General features: G+C 63.2%; 15 protein-coding genes. 10 read left to right on the forward strand and 5 right to left on the reverse strand.

Going from position 1 to position 15,255, the window contains the following annotated elements; genetic code table 11:
* Positions 1-12: 12 nt before the first annotated feature.
* From trbK-alt to B5D62_RS09110, 6 genes are read left to right on the forward strand one after another with little or no spacing between them, the layout of a single operon-like run.
* A complete protein-coding gene (gene trbK-alt / locus B5D62_RS09085; RefSeq protein WP_085933410.1) occupies positions 13-348 on the forward strand; it encodes a putative entry exclusion protein TrbK-alt in 336 nt (111 codons plus the stop codon).
* A 4-nt stretch (positions 349-352) separates the two neighbouring features.
* Complete coding sequence (trbL, locus tag B5D62_RS09090; protein ID WP_085933411.1) at positions 353-1,696, forward strand: P-type conjugative transfer protein TrbL; 1,344 nt, start codon at positions 353-355, stop codon at positions 1,694-1,696.
* On the forward strand, positions 1,696-2,379 hold the full coding sequence (gene trbF, locus B5D62_RS09095) for a conjugal transfer protein TrbF (protein ID WP_085933412.1): 684 nt from the start codon (positions 1,696-1,698) through the stop codon (positions 2,377-2,379). The genes trbL and trbF overlap by 1 nt, the downstream gene beginning before the upstream one ends.
* Entirely contained in the window at positions 2,376-3,353 is a 978-nt protein-coding gene (gene trbG / locus B5D62_RS09100; protein WP_085933413.1) for a P-type conjugative transfer protein TrbG, read from the forward strand. The genes trbF and trbG overlap by 4 nt, the downstream gene beginning before the upstream one ends.
* Positions 3,350-4,549, forward strand: coding sequence for a TraB/TrbI/VirB10 family type IV secretion system protein (locus B5D62_RS09105; RefSeq protein WP_170920840.1), 1,200 nt, complete (start codon positions 3,350-3,352; stop codon positions 4,547-4,549). The genes trbG and B5D62_RS09105 overlap by 4 nt, the downstream gene beginning before the upstream one ends.
* A gap of 3 nt (positions 4,550-4,552) precedes the next feature.
* Entirely contained in the window at positions 4,553-4,789 is a 237-nt protein-coding gene (locus B5D62_RS09110; protein WP_085933414.1) for a DUF2274 domain-containing protein, read from the forward strand.
* Between the two features lie 926 nt (positions 4,790-5,715).
* On the opposite strand, the gene B5D62_RS09120 is transcribed toward B5D62_RS09110, so the two are convergent.
* From B5D62_RS09120 to B5D62_RS09140, 5 genes are all read right to left on the reverse strand, one after another.
* Positions 5,716-6,984 carry an MFS transporter gene (locus B5D62_RS09120; RefSeq protein WP_085933416.1) on the reverse strand — a complete coding sequence of 423 codons (1,269 nt, stop codon included), beginning with the start codon at positions 6,982-6,984 and terminating at the stop codon, positions 5,716-5,718.
* 133 nt (positions 6,985-7,117) lie between these two features.
* A complete protein-coding gene (locus B5D62_RS09125) occupies positions 7,118-7,357 on the reverse strand; it encodes a hypothetical protein (RefSeq protein WP_085933417.1) in 240 nt (79 codons plus the stop codon).
* A gap of 228 nt (positions 7,358-7,585) precedes the next feature.
* Positions 7,586-8,554, reverse strand: coding sequence for a LysR family transcriptional regulator (locus B5D62_RS09130; RefSeq protein WP_170920841.1), 969 nt, complete (start codon positions 8,552-8,554; stop codon positions 7,586-7,588).
* Between the two features lie 233 nt (positions 8,555-8,787).
* Positions 8,788-9,597 (reverse strand): SDR family NAD(P)-dependent oxidoreductase, encoded by an 810-nt coding sequence (locus B5D62_RS09135; RefSeq protein WP_085933419.1) that lies wholly within the window; start codon positions 9,595-9,597, stop codon positions 8,788-8,790.
* Entirely contained in the window at positions 9,594-10,535 is a 942-nt protein-coding gene (locus B5D62_RS09140) for a bifunctional helix-turn-helix transcriptional regulator/GNAT family N-acetyltransferase (protein ID WP_085933420.1), read from the reverse strand. Before B5D62_RS09140 ends, B5D62_RS09135 begins: the two co-directional genes overlap by 4 nt.
* 200 nt (positions 10,536-10,735) lie before the next feature.
* On the opposite strand from B5D62_RS09140, the gene B5D62_RS09145 reads away from it, so the two are divergent.
* The 4 genes from B5D62_RS09145 (at position 10,736) to B5D62_RS09160 (ending at position 15,202) form a co-directional block, all read left to right on the forward strand.
* The gene (locus B5D62_RS09145) at positions 10,736-11,644 is read left to right on the forward strand and encodes a LysR family transcriptional regulator (protein WP_085933421.1); all 909 of its coding nucleotides are present in this window, start codon (positions 10,736-10,738) and stop codon (positions 11,642-11,644) included.
* 197 nt (positions 11,645-11,841) lie between these two features.
* Entirely contained in the window at positions 11,842-12,657 is an 816-nt protein-coding gene (locus B5D62_RS09150) for an alpha/beta fold hydrolase (protein WP_170920842.1), read from the forward strand.
* Positions 12,658-12,672: 15 nt separating this feature from the next.
* The gene (locus B5D62_RS09155; protein ID WP_269435086.1) at positions 12,673-13,743 is read left to right on the forward strand and encodes an NAD(P)H-dependent flavin oxidoreductase; all 1,071 of its coding nucleotides are present in this window, start codon (positions 12,673-12,675) and stop codon (positions 13,741-13,743) included.
* Positions 13,744-13,798: 55 nt separating this feature from the next.
* Positions 13,799-15,202, forward strand: a complete 1,404-nt coding sequence (locus B5D62_RS09160) for an MFS transporter (RefSeq protein ID WP_170920843.1) — start codon at positions 13,799-13,801, stop codon at positions 15,200-15,202.
* Positions 15,203-15,255: the final 53 nt, after the last annotated feature.

Raw genomic sequence — 15,255 nt, forward strand, 5'->3', positions numbered from 1 at the left:
TGGGGCGCGGCGGTGGATTCCAAACTCCTCGCCCGGATCGGAGCGGTCGCATTTGTCGCCGTCGCGATCACGGCCACGGTAATCGAGCTGACCCGGAAGGAGGAGCGGCCGGAGGCAGCGATGCCGCGACCGGCACAGACGGGTGCGGCGGACCCGCTCCGAGATGAGCTGTTCCGTTGTCAGAGCCTTGGCGAGGCCGGCCCGCGCGACCCCGCATGCCTGCGCGCCTGGGCGGAGAGCCGCCGGCGCTTCCTGACGCCGGGCACGACAGGCCTGCAGACCGGGTCCGGATTGCCGGGCTCCAGCACTGAGAGCCACAGCCGCGGCGCCGCGCCAGGCGGCGAGTAGCATCATGGGCGGCACCGGCGTCATCGACCATTTCCTCGAGGTCTTCACCCGCTACATCGACAGCGGATTTGGCCTCCTTGGCGGCGAGGTCGCTTTCGTTGCGACCACGCTGATCGTGATCGACGTCACGCTCGCCGCTCTGTTCTGGAGCTGGGGCGCCGATGACGACATCCTCGCCCGCCTCATCAAGAAGACGCTGTTCGTCGGCGTGTTCGCCTATCTCATCGGCAACTGGAACAACCTCGCGCAGATCGTCTTCGAGTCCTTCGCCGGCCTCGGACTGAAGGCGAGCGGAACCGGCTTCACGACGGCCGATCTGCTCCGCCCGGGCCGCGTCGCGCAGACGGGCCTCGACGCCGGCCGGCCGCTGCTCGACTCGATCTCGGGCCTCATGGGCTACTGGTCGTTCTTCGAAAACTTCATTCAGATCGCCTGCCTCTTCCTTGCCTGGGCGCTCGTCCTGCTCGCGTTCTTCATCCTCGCCGTCCAGCTCTTCGTCACGCTGATCGAATTCAAACTGTCGACGCTCGCGGGCTTCGTCCTCATCCCGTTCGGGCTGTTCGGGCAGAGCGCCTTCATGGCCGAGCGTGTGCTGGGCAACGTCATCAGTTCCGGCATCAAGGTGCTCGTGCTCGCCGTCATCATCGGCATCGGCTCGACGCTGTTCTCCGAGTTCACCGCCGGTTTCGGTGGCGCTAGCCCCACCATCGATCAGGCTATGGCGATCGTGCTGGCGGCGCTCTCGCTTCTCGGCCTCGGGATCTTCGGACCCGGCATCGCCAATGGCCTGGTCAGCGGCGGCCCGCAGCTCAGCGCCGGCGCGGCCGTGGGCACCGGCCTTGCCGCCGGCGGCGCGGCGGTCGCAGCGGGTGCAGCCGGCGGTCTCGCTTTGCGCGGCGGCGCGGCCGCGATCTCAGGCACCGCCGCGGCAGCGCGCGGAGCCGCGACCCTCGCGGGAGGCGCGGCGACGGCCTACAGCCTCGGGGCGGCCGGGCAATCCGGCGCGGCTGGCGTCGCCTCAGGCGTCGCCCGCGCCGCGGGGGGCGCGGCCGTCTCGCCGCTTCGCCGCGCGGTCGCGCGGGCGGCCGACAGCTTGCACTCCAGCTACGCGCGAGGCGCCCAGTCTGCTTTCGAGGCGACCGGCGGCGCCTCGACCATGGGCACGATCGGCGGCGGCGCAGTCGATGCGTCAGGAGCTTCCGCGTCTGACGGTCCCCCCGCCTGGGCCCGGCGCATGAAGCGCTCGCAGCAGCTCCATCACGGCGTCATGGCCGCCGCGCACGCGATCCGCAGCGGCGACAGCCATGGCGGCGGCGCCTCCGTCAATCTCTCCCAACGAGATCAATGATGTTCAAGCGACCTTCCACACACTACGGCAAGACTCCCGCACCCGAGACGCCCTATCAGCGCGCAGCGCAGATATGGGACGAGCGCATCGGCTCGGCGCGCGTGCAGGCGAGGAACTGGCGCCTCATGGCGTTCGGCTGCCTGTTCCTGTCCGCCGGCTTCGCCGCAGCTCTCGTCTGGCAGTCGGCGCGCGGCACCGTCGTGCCCTGGGTGGTGCAGGTCGACAATCTCGGCCAGGCGCAAGCGGTCGCGCCCGCGGTTGCCGACTATCGCCCGACCGATCCCCAGGTCGCGTTCCATCTTGCGCGCTTCATCGAGCAGGTCCGCTCCATCCCGGCTGATCCGATCGTCGTCCGGCAGAACTGGCTTCGCGCCTACGACTTCACCACCGACCGCGGCGCCGCCGCCTTGAACGACTACGCGCGCGCCAACGACCCCTTCACCAAGGTCGGCAAGCAGCAGGTCGCGGTGGACGTCTCGAGCGTCATCCGGGCCTCGCCCGACAGCTTCCGCGTGGCCTGGACCGAGCGGCGCTACGAGAACGGCCAGCTCGCATCGACCGAGCGCTGGACCGCCATCCTCACCATCGTCGTGCAGCCGCCGCGTGACGCCGAGCGGCTCCGCGCCAATCCGCTCGGCATCTACGTCAATGCGATCAACTGGTCGCGGGAGCTGGGGCAATGAGCCGAACGAACGTCCGCGCCGCAAATGCGGCTTTCCGTAAATCCGCAATCCCGGCCGCGCTTCTGTCGGCCACACTGCTCAGCGCATGCGCCACACAGCGGCCGCCGCAGATCAGCTACGACTCCGACGTTCCGCCGCTGCCGCCCGTCCCGGCCGCGCTCACCGACCGGCCACGACCGCTGCACATTCCGCCCGCCTGGACTCCCAGCCATGGCGGGGCGGTTGCCAATTCCCCGACGGCGCGCGTGGCGAACGCCAATGCCGCCGCCCGCGTCGAGCCGCGCCGCGAGGGCTATTACAACGCCATCCAGATTTATCCGTGGTCGGAGGGCGCGCTCTATCAGGTCTATACCGCGCCGGGGCAGATCACCGATATCGCGCTGGAGCCCGGCGAAAGCCTGACCGGCGCCGGCCCGATCGCCGCCGGCGACACCGCGCGCTGGATCATCGGCGACACCGAGAGCGGATCGGGGATCACGCGTCGTGTCCACGTGCTGGTGAAGCCGACGCGGCCTGACATCACCACCAACCTGGTTATCACCACGGACCGCCGCATCTACATGCTTGAGCTGCGCGCCGGCGCCAACCCGTACATGCCGGCCGTGGCCTGGGCCTATCCGCAGCCGCCCGCTTCGCAGCGTCAGGCCATGCCGGCGACGCCGGTCATTCCCGCCGCCGCGGCGCGCAACTACCGCTACGCCCTGAGCGGCGACAATCCGCCCTGGCGGCCGGTCGCTGTCTACGACGATGGACGTCGGGTCTATGTCGAGTTTCCGCGCGGCATCGTCCAGGGCGAGATGCCGCCGCTCTTCGTCATCGGCTCGGAAGGCGAGCTCCAGATCGCCAATAGCCGCATCTACCAGAACATCCTGATCGTCGATCGCCTCTTCAGCGCCGCCGAGCTTCGCCTCGGCAGCGGGGACCATCAGCAAACGGTCAGGATCTCGCGCAGCGACGGGAGGCCGTCCTCATGAGCGATACCGACAATCGCGACCGCGACCTCGGAACAGAGGAAGCGAGCGATACCGCGGCCCCCATGCGGCTGCGCGGCGATCCGCCCCGCGTCACCCGCCTGTCGCGCAAGGCGCTCGCAGGGATCGGCCTGGTCGCGTCGATCGGCCTCGGCGGCGCCATGATCTACGCGCTGCAAACCCGCGATGCCGGCCCCCGCAACGAGGAACTCTATTCCACCACCAATCGGCCGACCGCCGACGGGCTTGCTGGCTTGCCGCGCGACTACACCGGCCCGCGACTTGGACCGCCGCTGCCGGGCGACCTTGGCCGCCCGATCCTCAACGCCCAGGATCGTGGACAGCCGGTCGTGCCGCCTGCCGTACAGCCAACCGTGGATGCGGCGGAGCAACGCCGGCTCGCCGAAGCGGAAGCAGCACGCACGAGCCGTGTCTTCTTCCAGACACAAGCACGGACGGTTGCGGCTTCGACGGCGCCAGGCGGCACCGCAACCAACGCGAACCTGACCGGCCTCGGGCTTCCCGGCCAATTCAACACGCCGACGGCGCAAGAGCGCGCCCAGGAGCGGCAGCTCGCCTTCCTCAATGCCGCCGTCGATCGCCGCACCGTCGCCCCGGATCGCGTGATGCCACCGGCCTCGCCCTACGTCCTGCAGGCCGGCGCGGTGATCCCGGCCGCGCTGATCACCGGCATTCGCTCCGATCTGCCGGGGCAGATCACGGCGCAGGTGACCGAGAACATCTATGACAGCCCGACCGGGCGGATTCTCCTCGTGCCGCAGGGCACTCGCATCATCGGCCAATACGACAACGCGGTGCAGTTCGGCCAGCGCCGCGTGCTGCTGGTGTGGAATCGGCTGATCCTCCCCAACGGCCGCTCGATCGTGCTCGAACGCCAGCCGGGCGCGGACGCGGCGGGCTATGCGGGCCTCGAGGATGGCGTCGACTATCACTGGTGGGACCTCGCCAAGGCCGCGGGCCTCTCCACGCTTCTCAGCGTCGGCGCCGAGCTCGCGATCGACGACGATGACCGGTTGCTGCGCGCCATCCGCAACGGCGGCCAGGACACGATCAACGACGCCGGCCAGGAAATCATCCGCCGGCAGTTGAACGTGGCGCCGACGCTGACCATCCGGCCCGGCTTCCCGGTCCGCGTGATCGTGACGCGCGACCTGGTTCTCGAACCGTACGGAGCATAAGCAATGGCAAAGCTGAAGCTTGGTGCCCTTGAGGACGACAAGCCTGTGAAGGTGACATTGGAGCTTTCTGCAGCTTTGCATCGGGATTTGGTTTCCTACGCTGAGGTGCTCGCACGCGAGTCGGGCAAACCTGTAGCCGACCCCTTAAAGCTAATTCCGCCTATGATTCAGCGATTCATGGCTACAGATCGAGCGTTCGCCAGGGCACGGCGCGATACAAAGCAGGCGCAGTCTACGTGAGCGACGCAGCTGGAAGATTCATTCCAGTATACATCTGCCTGGCGACTACAACATTTCTGAGCGATCACACAAGCGCGAGGCGGAAGCCATAAGCGCTTTCCTACCATGCGCCGAGCTCGGTCGTTATATGTCGCCTTGGAGGCGGCCCGTCTTCGACGACGTCAAGAAAGAAAAGAGGCATGTGACCGAGTTCAGATTCCATAGGCGCCGCTCGCCTTGGCGGAATCCGGACGAGCCACTTCGGCCCTTGGACGACGCGAATGAGTCACGCTAGAAGGCTTATCACTGTGAAGATCGCGAGCAGTGGCTCTGCCACGAGGACGAGATGCGGCTGCAATAAAAGGGAGCCGCCTATGCCGAGGACCGCTTCTGCGACAAAAGCGAGCCCCCAGACAAGGCTAAGGCGTCGCATCCTAGCGACGAAGCCTGGCTGCGCCAATCTTTCATTCCAGAAGGCAAGTATTTCCGGATCGCCTCCGCTTTCGGACGCGCGGGCCACGTAGAACATCAGCGGTCGCTTTGAAGAAACTGAGACGAGGCACACCCAGTCCGAAAAGTCCGAAAGCGGGCGCGGCTTTAATTGCAGCAAATTCTATTTTTCCTGTAAAAAAATGCTGTTATCAGCCCGCCCACCAGAGTTGAGAGGATGACAACGCCGATCCAATCAGCGCGACGAAATTTGATCCAGCTCGCGAGAATGGAAGCTGCAGGGAAGAGCCCACCGATTGCAAATGCAAGGATTGCAGGCTCGGAGAAAAGCTTTCCAGCGCTACGACCGCGAGCCATGGAAGAACCACATCCAGCAGGAGAATGCGCCGGAGATGTCCTCGATTTGCGCTGCGGCAGGTTTATCTTGACTGGAGGCTGCACTATTCAGTCCTCCTTTCGTGTTCGCACGGCGCAGGAATAGATTGGCTGCAACGGCGTCAGACCAGGCTCGGCTGCGGCAGCGGCGTCGCGGCTCCTGCGCCAGGTCTCGCGCGGTCATCCATCATCCATTGGATCGCTGTTGCGGTCAGGCCGACCACCATCAGCCCGTACCAAGCGAGTGAGTAAGAACCGGTAAGATCAAAGGTGACGCCGCCAAGCCACGAGCCGAGAAAGCCGCCCACCTGATGGCTGAAAAAGGCGATGCCAAAAAGTGTGTTGAAATACCGTAGACCGAACAACGTACGCAGCAATCCACTCACCAGAGGTACGACCCCAAGCCAGAGAAAGCCCATAACGGCGGCAAATGTCAGCGTCGATGCCGGGGTGACCGGCGTGGCAATGAAAAGCGCGATCGACACCGTGCGCAGCAGATAAATAGACGCGAGCAACCGCTTTTGGCTGTAACGGGCACCAAGCCAGCCGAACAGGTAAGAGCCGACCGCATTGCTCACGCCGATGATGCCGATAGCGCTGGCGCTGATAGTCGCCGATACGCTGCACAGTGCAAGGAATTGGGCGAGATGAGTGGTAATGAACATCAGCTGAAAGCCGCAAGCGAAGAATGCGACCGTCATAGCAACAAACCCGCTGTGCGCGGCGGCTTGGCGCAAGGCGCCGCCAAGCGACAACGCTTCGCCTTCAGCATTTGCCTGATCGATCAGGGTGCCTTCGCGTCTGATCATAGTTGCCAGAATGCCCATGAGGATCGCGAATCCCGCAAAGACCGCCAAGGCCGGCCGCCAACCAAAGATACCGATCACGTATTGTCCCAAAGGCGCCAAGACGAAGGTTGCGAGCGAGCCGGCTGCGGCAACAAGGCCGACCATCTGGTTACGTCGCGCTGGCGGGACCGCGCGGGAGACTGAGCCTATCAGCACACCGTAGCTAGTGCCGGCGACGCCAAGTCCCACCATTACCCCGAGGCCGCCATCCAGACCGGCGTGCGACCCGGTTGCGGCCATTAGGAGTAAGCCGCCAGCATAAATAGCTGCACTCACAATCAGGACCGGACGCGCGCCGTAGCGGTCGCCGAACATACCGATGATCGGCTGGCCTATGCCCCAAACGATATTCTGGATCGCCATAGCGAAACCGAAGGTCGAGGCTGAAATCGCGAGTTCGCTCTTCAAGGGCGGCAGGAAGAGCCCCAAACTCTGTCGCATACCCTGGCTCAGCGAGAGAATGGTAGCCGCCAAGACCAGCATCGTCAGCGTGTAAAGAGAGAGTTTTCGTTGCAACGTTGCTGTAGATGGCGGATTGCGCATGGGCGAACCGTTTCCATTCTTGCACGGCCTGGCTGCCGAACGCTAACCGCAAATTCACCAAGCAAAACACACCAGTCGGTATACAGACGCGCCACGAGACCAACGCGGTCGAGCACAAAACCAGAAGGCAATATCAGGACTTTGCCGAGCCGTCGGGTCCCATCTTCAACCAAGGGACTGTCTTGGATGCTGCGGTCACAGCTTGGTCGCGCGTGGAAACCGTCATTTTCGAGTAATCGTTCACTAAAAACCATCGACTAGGATCTTCGACGTCTTTCCGGTATTCCTTGAAAGCGAAAATGCCATCACCAATTTCGAGGATGTCCACACAACGGAGTCCATCGCCGTCTTCCAGACTAAGCACAACTTTCATGCAAATTCCCGCAGAGAACTCATCCCTTATCGACGAGCCAGCCGCTCAGGGCCTCGCCCTGCCATCCATCGCCACGTTTCTCGGATAGGTGCGATTGATCTGGTCCACACACATGACTGTCAGCGCATCAGAATGTTTGCTGAGGCCATCGCAAGGCTGATCTTGGGTCGAACACGCGAGCCGTCGCCACGCCACAGTCATCATCTCTCGTTGCTCGAGTTTGTCGCGTCATTCCGGCCGCGCTGCTGCCCGCGCCGTCTTTAAGGCCCGCGCCAAGCTTACGAAGCGCCGCAAGGCTGGATTGTCGTTCGCAGGTGACCACACCCCGACGCAAGGCAGAACGTCCGTCTGCCCGCATATCGGCTTGAACATGACACCCCGAAATGGCGTAGCTATAGTTGACTCGCTGGTCAGGGTCAGGCCGAAGCCCATAGCTACCAGATGAATTAGGCTCTCCCTGCAGACGGCTAGGCGCCTAATTTTCGGATGAAAGCCGACAGTCGCTAATCGCATAATAAGATACTCGTGAATCTCGGGCCCCGGCTCGTCGTGACTGACAATAAATGTCTCGTTACGAAGTCTTGACCAATCAACCGCTTCAACCGATCCAAGGGGGTGGCCTTCTGGCACAACACAGAATACGCGCTCATGCCACAAGAGTTCGACGTCGCAATCTGGCAGCTCTGGATGCCCAGTGAAGAACGCGATGTCCATGGCCCGATCGCGTATCTGCTGGATATGATCGCGCGGAGCACCATGGCTCACGTCGATAGTAACCGTCTTATGCGCACGCGCAAACTCAACCAGCAACTGACGAAGGAAGCCCGCGGCCAGCGAACAAAAGAAGCCGATGCGAAGCTGTCCGCGCGAGCCATTGCCGGCGCACCGGGCCGATTTGACGGCGTAGTCGAGATCGCTCAATGCCGACTTCGCCTGATTGATAAACTCTTTTCCAGCTCGTGTCAGACGGACGCCAGCTCGGTTGCGTTCGAATAAGGAAACACCGAGTTGGTCCTCCAATGCACGGATCTTACGACTGACCACCGACTGATCGGTTCCGAGCACGGAGGCCGCCCGATGAAAACTCAGTTGCTCCGCCGCAACGATCGAGTGCCACACGGAACGAAGGCTGATGTTCCATTCTGGAGTCGCGAGCAGGTGTCGGCCGACCAAGGCGGAAGTTACGTCCTTCGGCAACGCTCTCGATTGGGAATTCCTATGCATCGGAGATTGGAGCGGGGTCACGTTGCGGATATGATCTTGAGACGGCGCCCCGTGAAACCCAAGACTTGTCGCAGCCCAACAGCCAGTAAAGATCGGACCAGTGATGTGTCACCGGCCGCTCGGTCCGGTAAAGACAAGTTGGCATTGCTGTCTCTCTAGCACGCTCGGAAGCCAGTAGGTGTTGGTCCTTCCTCGTCGTCAAACCATCAACCCGCTAGGAAGCCACCATCCGTACAGAGCACATGACCGACGATATAGGAGGCCTCGTCGGATAGTAGCCAGACAACGGCGGACGCGACTTCTTCGGGGTGACCCATTCGGCGCAAAGGCAATCCCTTCGCGACTTGGCGCATGTCCGCGATGGCGGATCCGAGCATCATATCGGTGACCACACGCCCTGGAGCGACAGCGTTGATTCGGATACCACGGCCGGCGTATTCCATGGCGGCCGCTCGCGTTAGCGAAATGACAGCCGCCTTCGAAGCGCCGTAAAGCGAAAGGCCAGGATTTGGATTGCGAAGGCCGCTGACGCTCGCGTTGTTGACGATCGCTCCACCTCCGGAACGCTGTAACGCGGTGATTTCATGACGCATCGCATTGAACATGCCGCGGACATTGGTGTCGAAGACCTGGGCGTAAACGTCGTCGGTCTGCTCCGCTAGCAGTGCGCGCTTCTCCTGGAAGCCGGCATTGTTGAAGATCGCATCTAGGCGTCCGAAACGCGTCACCGTCTTTTCAACCAGCTTCTCAATCTCTGCATCCCGAGAGACGTCGGTCGCGATGAACAGGCTTTCAGTGCCAAGTTGACGGAGTTCCTTTGACAGCGCTTCACCCAGAGGCTGCCGCCGTCCCGCGATGACGACTGCCTGTGCTTTTTCCTTGGCCATGCGCAATGCGGCTGCTCGGCCAATACCGCTCGTCGCGCCCGTCACCAGGCAAATGCGCCCCGCAAGGCGCGCACTTGGCGCGTACGCCGGAAGCGCTCCAGCAAGTTCGACGAGCGAGGGGGCATTCATTGCACGCGCCTCACAAAGCGTTGCTCATTCACCTGAGCGCCCCACTGGGTTCCCGGCCGCTCTTCGACGCAGACGAAGCCGTGCGCCTCGTAGAGATGACGCGCGGCATCCAGACCGGCGAACGTCCAAAGATCGATTTCTGAAAAGCCACTGGCCTCCGAGAAGGCGATTGCCGTGGAGAGCAGCTTCTTCCCGATGCCGCGGCCGCGCTGCCCGTCTTCGACAATGAACCAGCGTAAGTGAGCGACCCCAGGGTCTAGATCTTCGCCATCGATCGCAACGGCGCCCACGAGCGATTGGTCCTGCATCGCCGTCCAGATTGCGTTGCGCGGGTTGTCCAGTCGCCCGCAAAATTCGGCAAGGCCGCTGGCGACCACGGACTCGAACGACTGGCCGAAGCCGGCCGCCCGCGCATAGTAGCGCGCGTGCATCTCTGTGGTCCGGGCGATAAGCCCGGTCCTGTACCCGCGTTCAATACGAACATCGTCATCATGCTTGGCCGGCGCCTCCGCACCTAATGCGTGGGCGTAGAGACTGATTCCATCGACAACGATCCGATGCTCCTCAGGCTGCAGCCGTTCCAAGGCGTCCTTGACCTGAGCTCGCGCAAAGGAGTGGATTTTCCCTACCAGTTTTCGCCCGCTGTACGTCAGCACGAGCGATTTGGTTCTTCCGTCCTGCTCTCCCTGCTCCTCGGCGACCTCGCCCGCCTCGATCAGTTTGCGGAGCATGCGACTCACGCTCGATTTCTCGAGGCGCAGCCGTTCGGCGAGTTCCTTGGCGGTAATTCCTTCCCGGCCGTCGATCTCGATGAGTGCATGAACAGCCGATGGCGGCAGATCGGTACCAGCGAGAGAGCTCCTCATGAAACCGAGTTCACGAACGAGCTGACGGGAGGCGTCTCGTAAGCGCTCTATGGTTTTTGGACTCGCGGACATCGTGACAGCCGATTAGTTGTGTGCTACAACTATATTACCAAGCTGGCGCGAGGGCAAGCGACAATTGGAATGTGCATGTAAGGCACCTGCGATCACATCCCGAGATCGCCCCGATCACAAACCTCTGTTTGCCCTGGCGCGTCCGCTCATGATGATTGGCCCGCACAAGATACCTGACGAAAGTATGGAAGCTGATTTGCATGGACGCCGCTGATCTACGCATCTTCGAGGCCGTGGCGCGCCTGGGCGGAATGCATAAGGCGGCGCAGGAGCTAAACACGGTCCAGTCCAACGTGACCGCGCGAATCCGCTTCCTTGAGGAAGAACTCGGCGTCGCATTGTTTCGCCGCCACAGCCGGGGCGCGACGCTGACTCATGCCGGACAGCAGTTGCTACCCTACGCGGTCAAGGTGGCCTCGACATTAGCCGAGGCCAAACGAGCAGTGACGGACACCGACTCGCCCAGTGGTCCGCTCGCTATTGGCTCGCTCGAGACAACCGCCTCGTTGAGACTGCCTTCCGTCGTCGCCGCTTTCGGACGCAAATACCCGGAGGTGAAGCTGAGCCTCAGGATCGGCACCAACAGTACGCTGATCGAACAGGTTCTCAACCATGAGTTGGACGGGGCCTTTGTCTGTGCGCCGATCCGGCACCCCGACATCAAGGGGAATGTCGCTTTCCACGAGGAGCTGGTCGTTGCGACGGCCTCCACAGTGCAGTCCTTGGAAGGAGTGGTCACACCCGGCTGCAAGATCCTGATCAAGGCACCCGGCTGTGCGTATCGAGAGCGACTAGAGTCCTGGTTAGAAGCGCAGGGTGTCTCGCAGTTCGACCGACTGGAATTCGGCACGCTCGACGCAATTGTCGGCTGTGTTGAAGCGGGGCTCGGCTTCACGATGCTGCCCCGGAGCGTGCTGGAACGCGCAAATGGCCGCGGCAATCTTCAACTGCACAAATTGCCGCCGCGCGAAGGAGAGGTCGAGACTCTCTTTATCCGCAGGAACGATATTTATGAGTTCAGCGCCTTGCGCGCCTTTCTCGCAACGACGCTGTCCGTGCAGGCCGGTTCAGCGCTGCCGAACGCTGAGGGCTCAAGCGGAGAGCGGTGATTCGTTTGGGCTAGACACCGTTGAGCCACGCGTAGGGCGTGAGGTTGCCCATGTTGGCGCTGAGGATCGATGTTGAGGTCCTGTGTCCGCCGAGTAGGGGCGATCTTCTGCAGAGATCGTTGCAATCAGATCAAATCGCTCCCGCCGATCCGGCAAACAACGCTACACACAAGCGGTGCTGCGTTTCGGAGCAAACCATGGCGTCCAATGTTGGAAATATGGGAACTGCTATCCCCGCTGATATCGATTTGATGATTCTGGGGCACTACAAGTATGGCGAAGGATCTGTACCAGTTCTTGTGCTGCACGAATGGCTCGCCGCGCATCACAACTATCTTCCGATGCTGAGCTACGTTGATGCGGGGCGCTTTACCTACCTATTCGCTGATCTGCGCGGTTACGGCCTGTCCGGTAATTTTCTGGGAGACTTTTCAGCTGCTGAGGCGGCGGCGGACGTGCTGCGCCTCGCCGACGCGTTAGGGTTCGAGAGCTTCTGTCTTGTCGGCCATTCGATGTCAGGCGTGATCGCCCAGCGGGTCGCTGCAGACGCGCCGGATCGCGTGAACCGTCTGCTGCTGATCTCGCCCGTACCGGCCTCCGGCTTCAAGACCGATGAAGCAGGCTTCCGGAGCATGGCCGCGATTGTGGAAAACCGAGCAGCGGCAGCCGCTGCCGTAGGGGCGCGCACGGGGTACCGGTACGGCTCTGCATGGGTCGCGCGCAAACTCGACCTCATGGCGGCGGGCGGTCAATCCGAGCCGATGATGGGTTACCTGCGAATGTTCACGGGCACGGACTTCGCCGACGAGGTGGCGGGGCTCCAGACGCCCGTGAGCGTCTTGGTCGGTGAGCACGACATTGAGGCGTATCGCGAAGCGACGATCGTCAAGAATTTCGGCCCTCTTTTTCCCAACCTGTCTGTTCAGGTCTCGCGAGAAGCGGGTCACTACATGATGCTGGAGACGCCCGTTTGGGCCGCATCCCGCATCGAGCAGTTCCTCGAAGCTGCCTGACCGGGAGAAATGTCCATGCAAGCCATCTTAGATCGCACCCGCTCATTCTGCGACCGCTTCGGCCTGAAGGCGCCAATCCTGCTAGCGCCGATGGCCGGCGCCTGCCCGCCATCACTGTCGATCGCCGTTGCCAATGCCGGCGGCCTCGGCGCCTGCGGCGTGCTGCTGATGACGCCGGAGGAAATTACGAATTGGGCCGACGAAGTACGCCGGCAAAGCACGGGCGTTTATCAGCTCAACAACTGGATCCCAGATCCCGCCCCGCTCCGAGATGCAGCGCGGGAAGCGGCCGTGAGGCAATTCTTGAAGCAGTGGGGGCCTGCGGTGCCGCCCGAAGCTGGTGACGCGACCCCGCCCGATTTCAAGGCGCAGTTCGAAGCGATGCTCGCGGCCAAGCCACCGATCGTCTCATCTGTCATGGGTCTTTATCCACCGGAAATGGTCCAGACTCTGAAGAGCCGCGGGATCACGTGGTTCGCCAACATCTCTACGGTGACCGAGGCAAAGGCCGCAGAGGCTGCCGGCGCCGAGGTCATCGTCGCCCAGGGGTCGGAAGCTGGCGGCCATCGCGGTTGTTTCGATGCGGAAGCCGCTGAGCGCACCCAGATTGGGCTGTTCTCGCTGCTGCCCGCAGTGGTCGACGCGGTCAAGGTGCCGGTTGTCGCGACCGGTGGCATCGCCGATGGCCGCGGCGTCGCCGCGGCCTTGATGCTTGGCGCGAGCGCTGCGCAAATCGGCACGGGCTTCCTCCGGTGCCCGGAGGCAAAGATCGCGCCCGCATGGGCCGATGCCCTGAGCCGGACACTTCCGGAGGACACGATCGTCAGCCGCGTGTTCAGCGGCCGGGCTGGGCGCAGCATCGCGACTGGTTTCGTCAAGGCGGCAACGGCGCCGGATGCCCCAGTTCCGGCGCCTTATCCGGTGCAGCGCGGCCTGACGGCAGCAATGCGCGCCGCGGGAGCCAAAGCCAATGACATTGACCGCATCCAGGCCTGGGCTGGCCAATCAGCCGCGCTGGCCCGGCCTGTGCCGGCCGCTGACCTTTACAAGGAGCTCTGGCAGGAGGCGAGCGCGCTTCTCGCCTGATCGCCCACGGACCTGCGTTCGGGCCGGGCCCGAGAGCTTCTCATCGGATTTGACTATGAGCTTGATCGAATCGGCGTCCATGCGCCGCGAAAGCCGGCTGCATATTTTGGCGATCCTGTCATTGGGCTTTTTCGTCGTCCAGCTCGACGTGGGCATCGTCAACCTGGCCGTTCCTGCCATGGCAGCAGATCTCAAGGCCTCGAGTGCCGGGCTGCAGTGGATCGTCGACGCCTACACCGTCTCGTTCGCGGCGGCGATGCCGGCGGCAGGAGCAGTAGCCGACCGGCTCGGCGGACGCCGCGCATATCTCGCCGGGCTTCAGCTCACCTTGCTCGCATCGATCTGTTGTGCCGCCGCGCCGGCCATTCCGTACCTCATCGCCGCCCGCCTCATGCAAGGCATCGCCGCGGCAATCACCGTGCCGGCATCACTGTCTCTCCTCAATTACATCTTCGGAGGTGGCAGAGACCTGCGCTCTTGGGCGATCGGTCTCTGGACCTCCCTCGGCTGCATCGGCTTGGCGCTAGGGCCAGTGCTCGGCGGCGCTATTGTCGCGACAGCTACTTGGCGCTTCGTCTTCCTTGCCGCACTACCGTGCTGCGCGCTCGGCTTGATCGGCGTGAGGCAGTGCGTTCCACCCACACCCGCGTCGGAGCATCCAAGAGGCATCGATTATGCCGGCCAGGCGCTACTTGCTGGCGCGCTCACCGCTTTCACCATGGCGGTCGTCCAATTCGGCGCCCGCGGTTTCAATCAGGGACGTCCGACCGCAGCTCTCCTGCTCGCGATCGTCGCGGCCGTGGCCTTCCTGCGCGTTCAGACCCATAGCGCCAAGCCCATGATGCCGCCCTCGCTGTTCCGTTCGGCGGGATTTGCGCGTGCCGTTACCTTCGGGACAATCTCGAACCTTGCCTATTACGGGATGCTGTTCAGCCTCAGCCTGCATCTGCAGCAGGGCCGCAAGCTCGATGCCTTCACCACCGGCCTAGCCCTCCTGCCGCTGACCGCAACGTTCATTCTATCCAATCTCGTCAGCATACCGGTTATCCGCCGCTGGGGCCTGTCCCGCTCTATCGTGGCGGGCGGCTCCGTCATGGGGCTTGGGTATGCTTCACTGTTCGTCTGGAACGATGGCCTCTGGACGATGATTCCCGGCCTGGTGCTGATCCCGGCTGGGATGGGCGTGGCGATACCTGCAGCCATGGCAATCGTTCTCGGTAGCGTGCGCCCGGACTGGTCAGGCACGGCATCAGCCGTACTCACCACGGCGCGCCAATGTGGCGGCGCAGTCGGCGTTGCGGTGTTCGGGTCGGTTGGTAGCGCTCGGGCTGCGGATCTGACCGCGCTCCATATCAATGCGGCCGTTGCCGCTCTGCTGCTCGCAGGCGTCACGATCATGGCACTCGGCATCCCGACGGAGGCGAATAGGAGCCGAGCGATGGAAAGCGGCGAAGTGTAGCAAGGCGGTTGCGCTCCGCGGCTTTGAATTCGGAACGGTATTCGGACGGCGGG

This window comes from Enhydrobacter aerosaccus (assembly GCF_900167455.1).
Classification (GTDB): Bacteria; Pseudomonadota; Alphaproteobacteria; order Reyranellales; family Reyranellaceae; genus Reyranella; species Reyranella aerosaccus.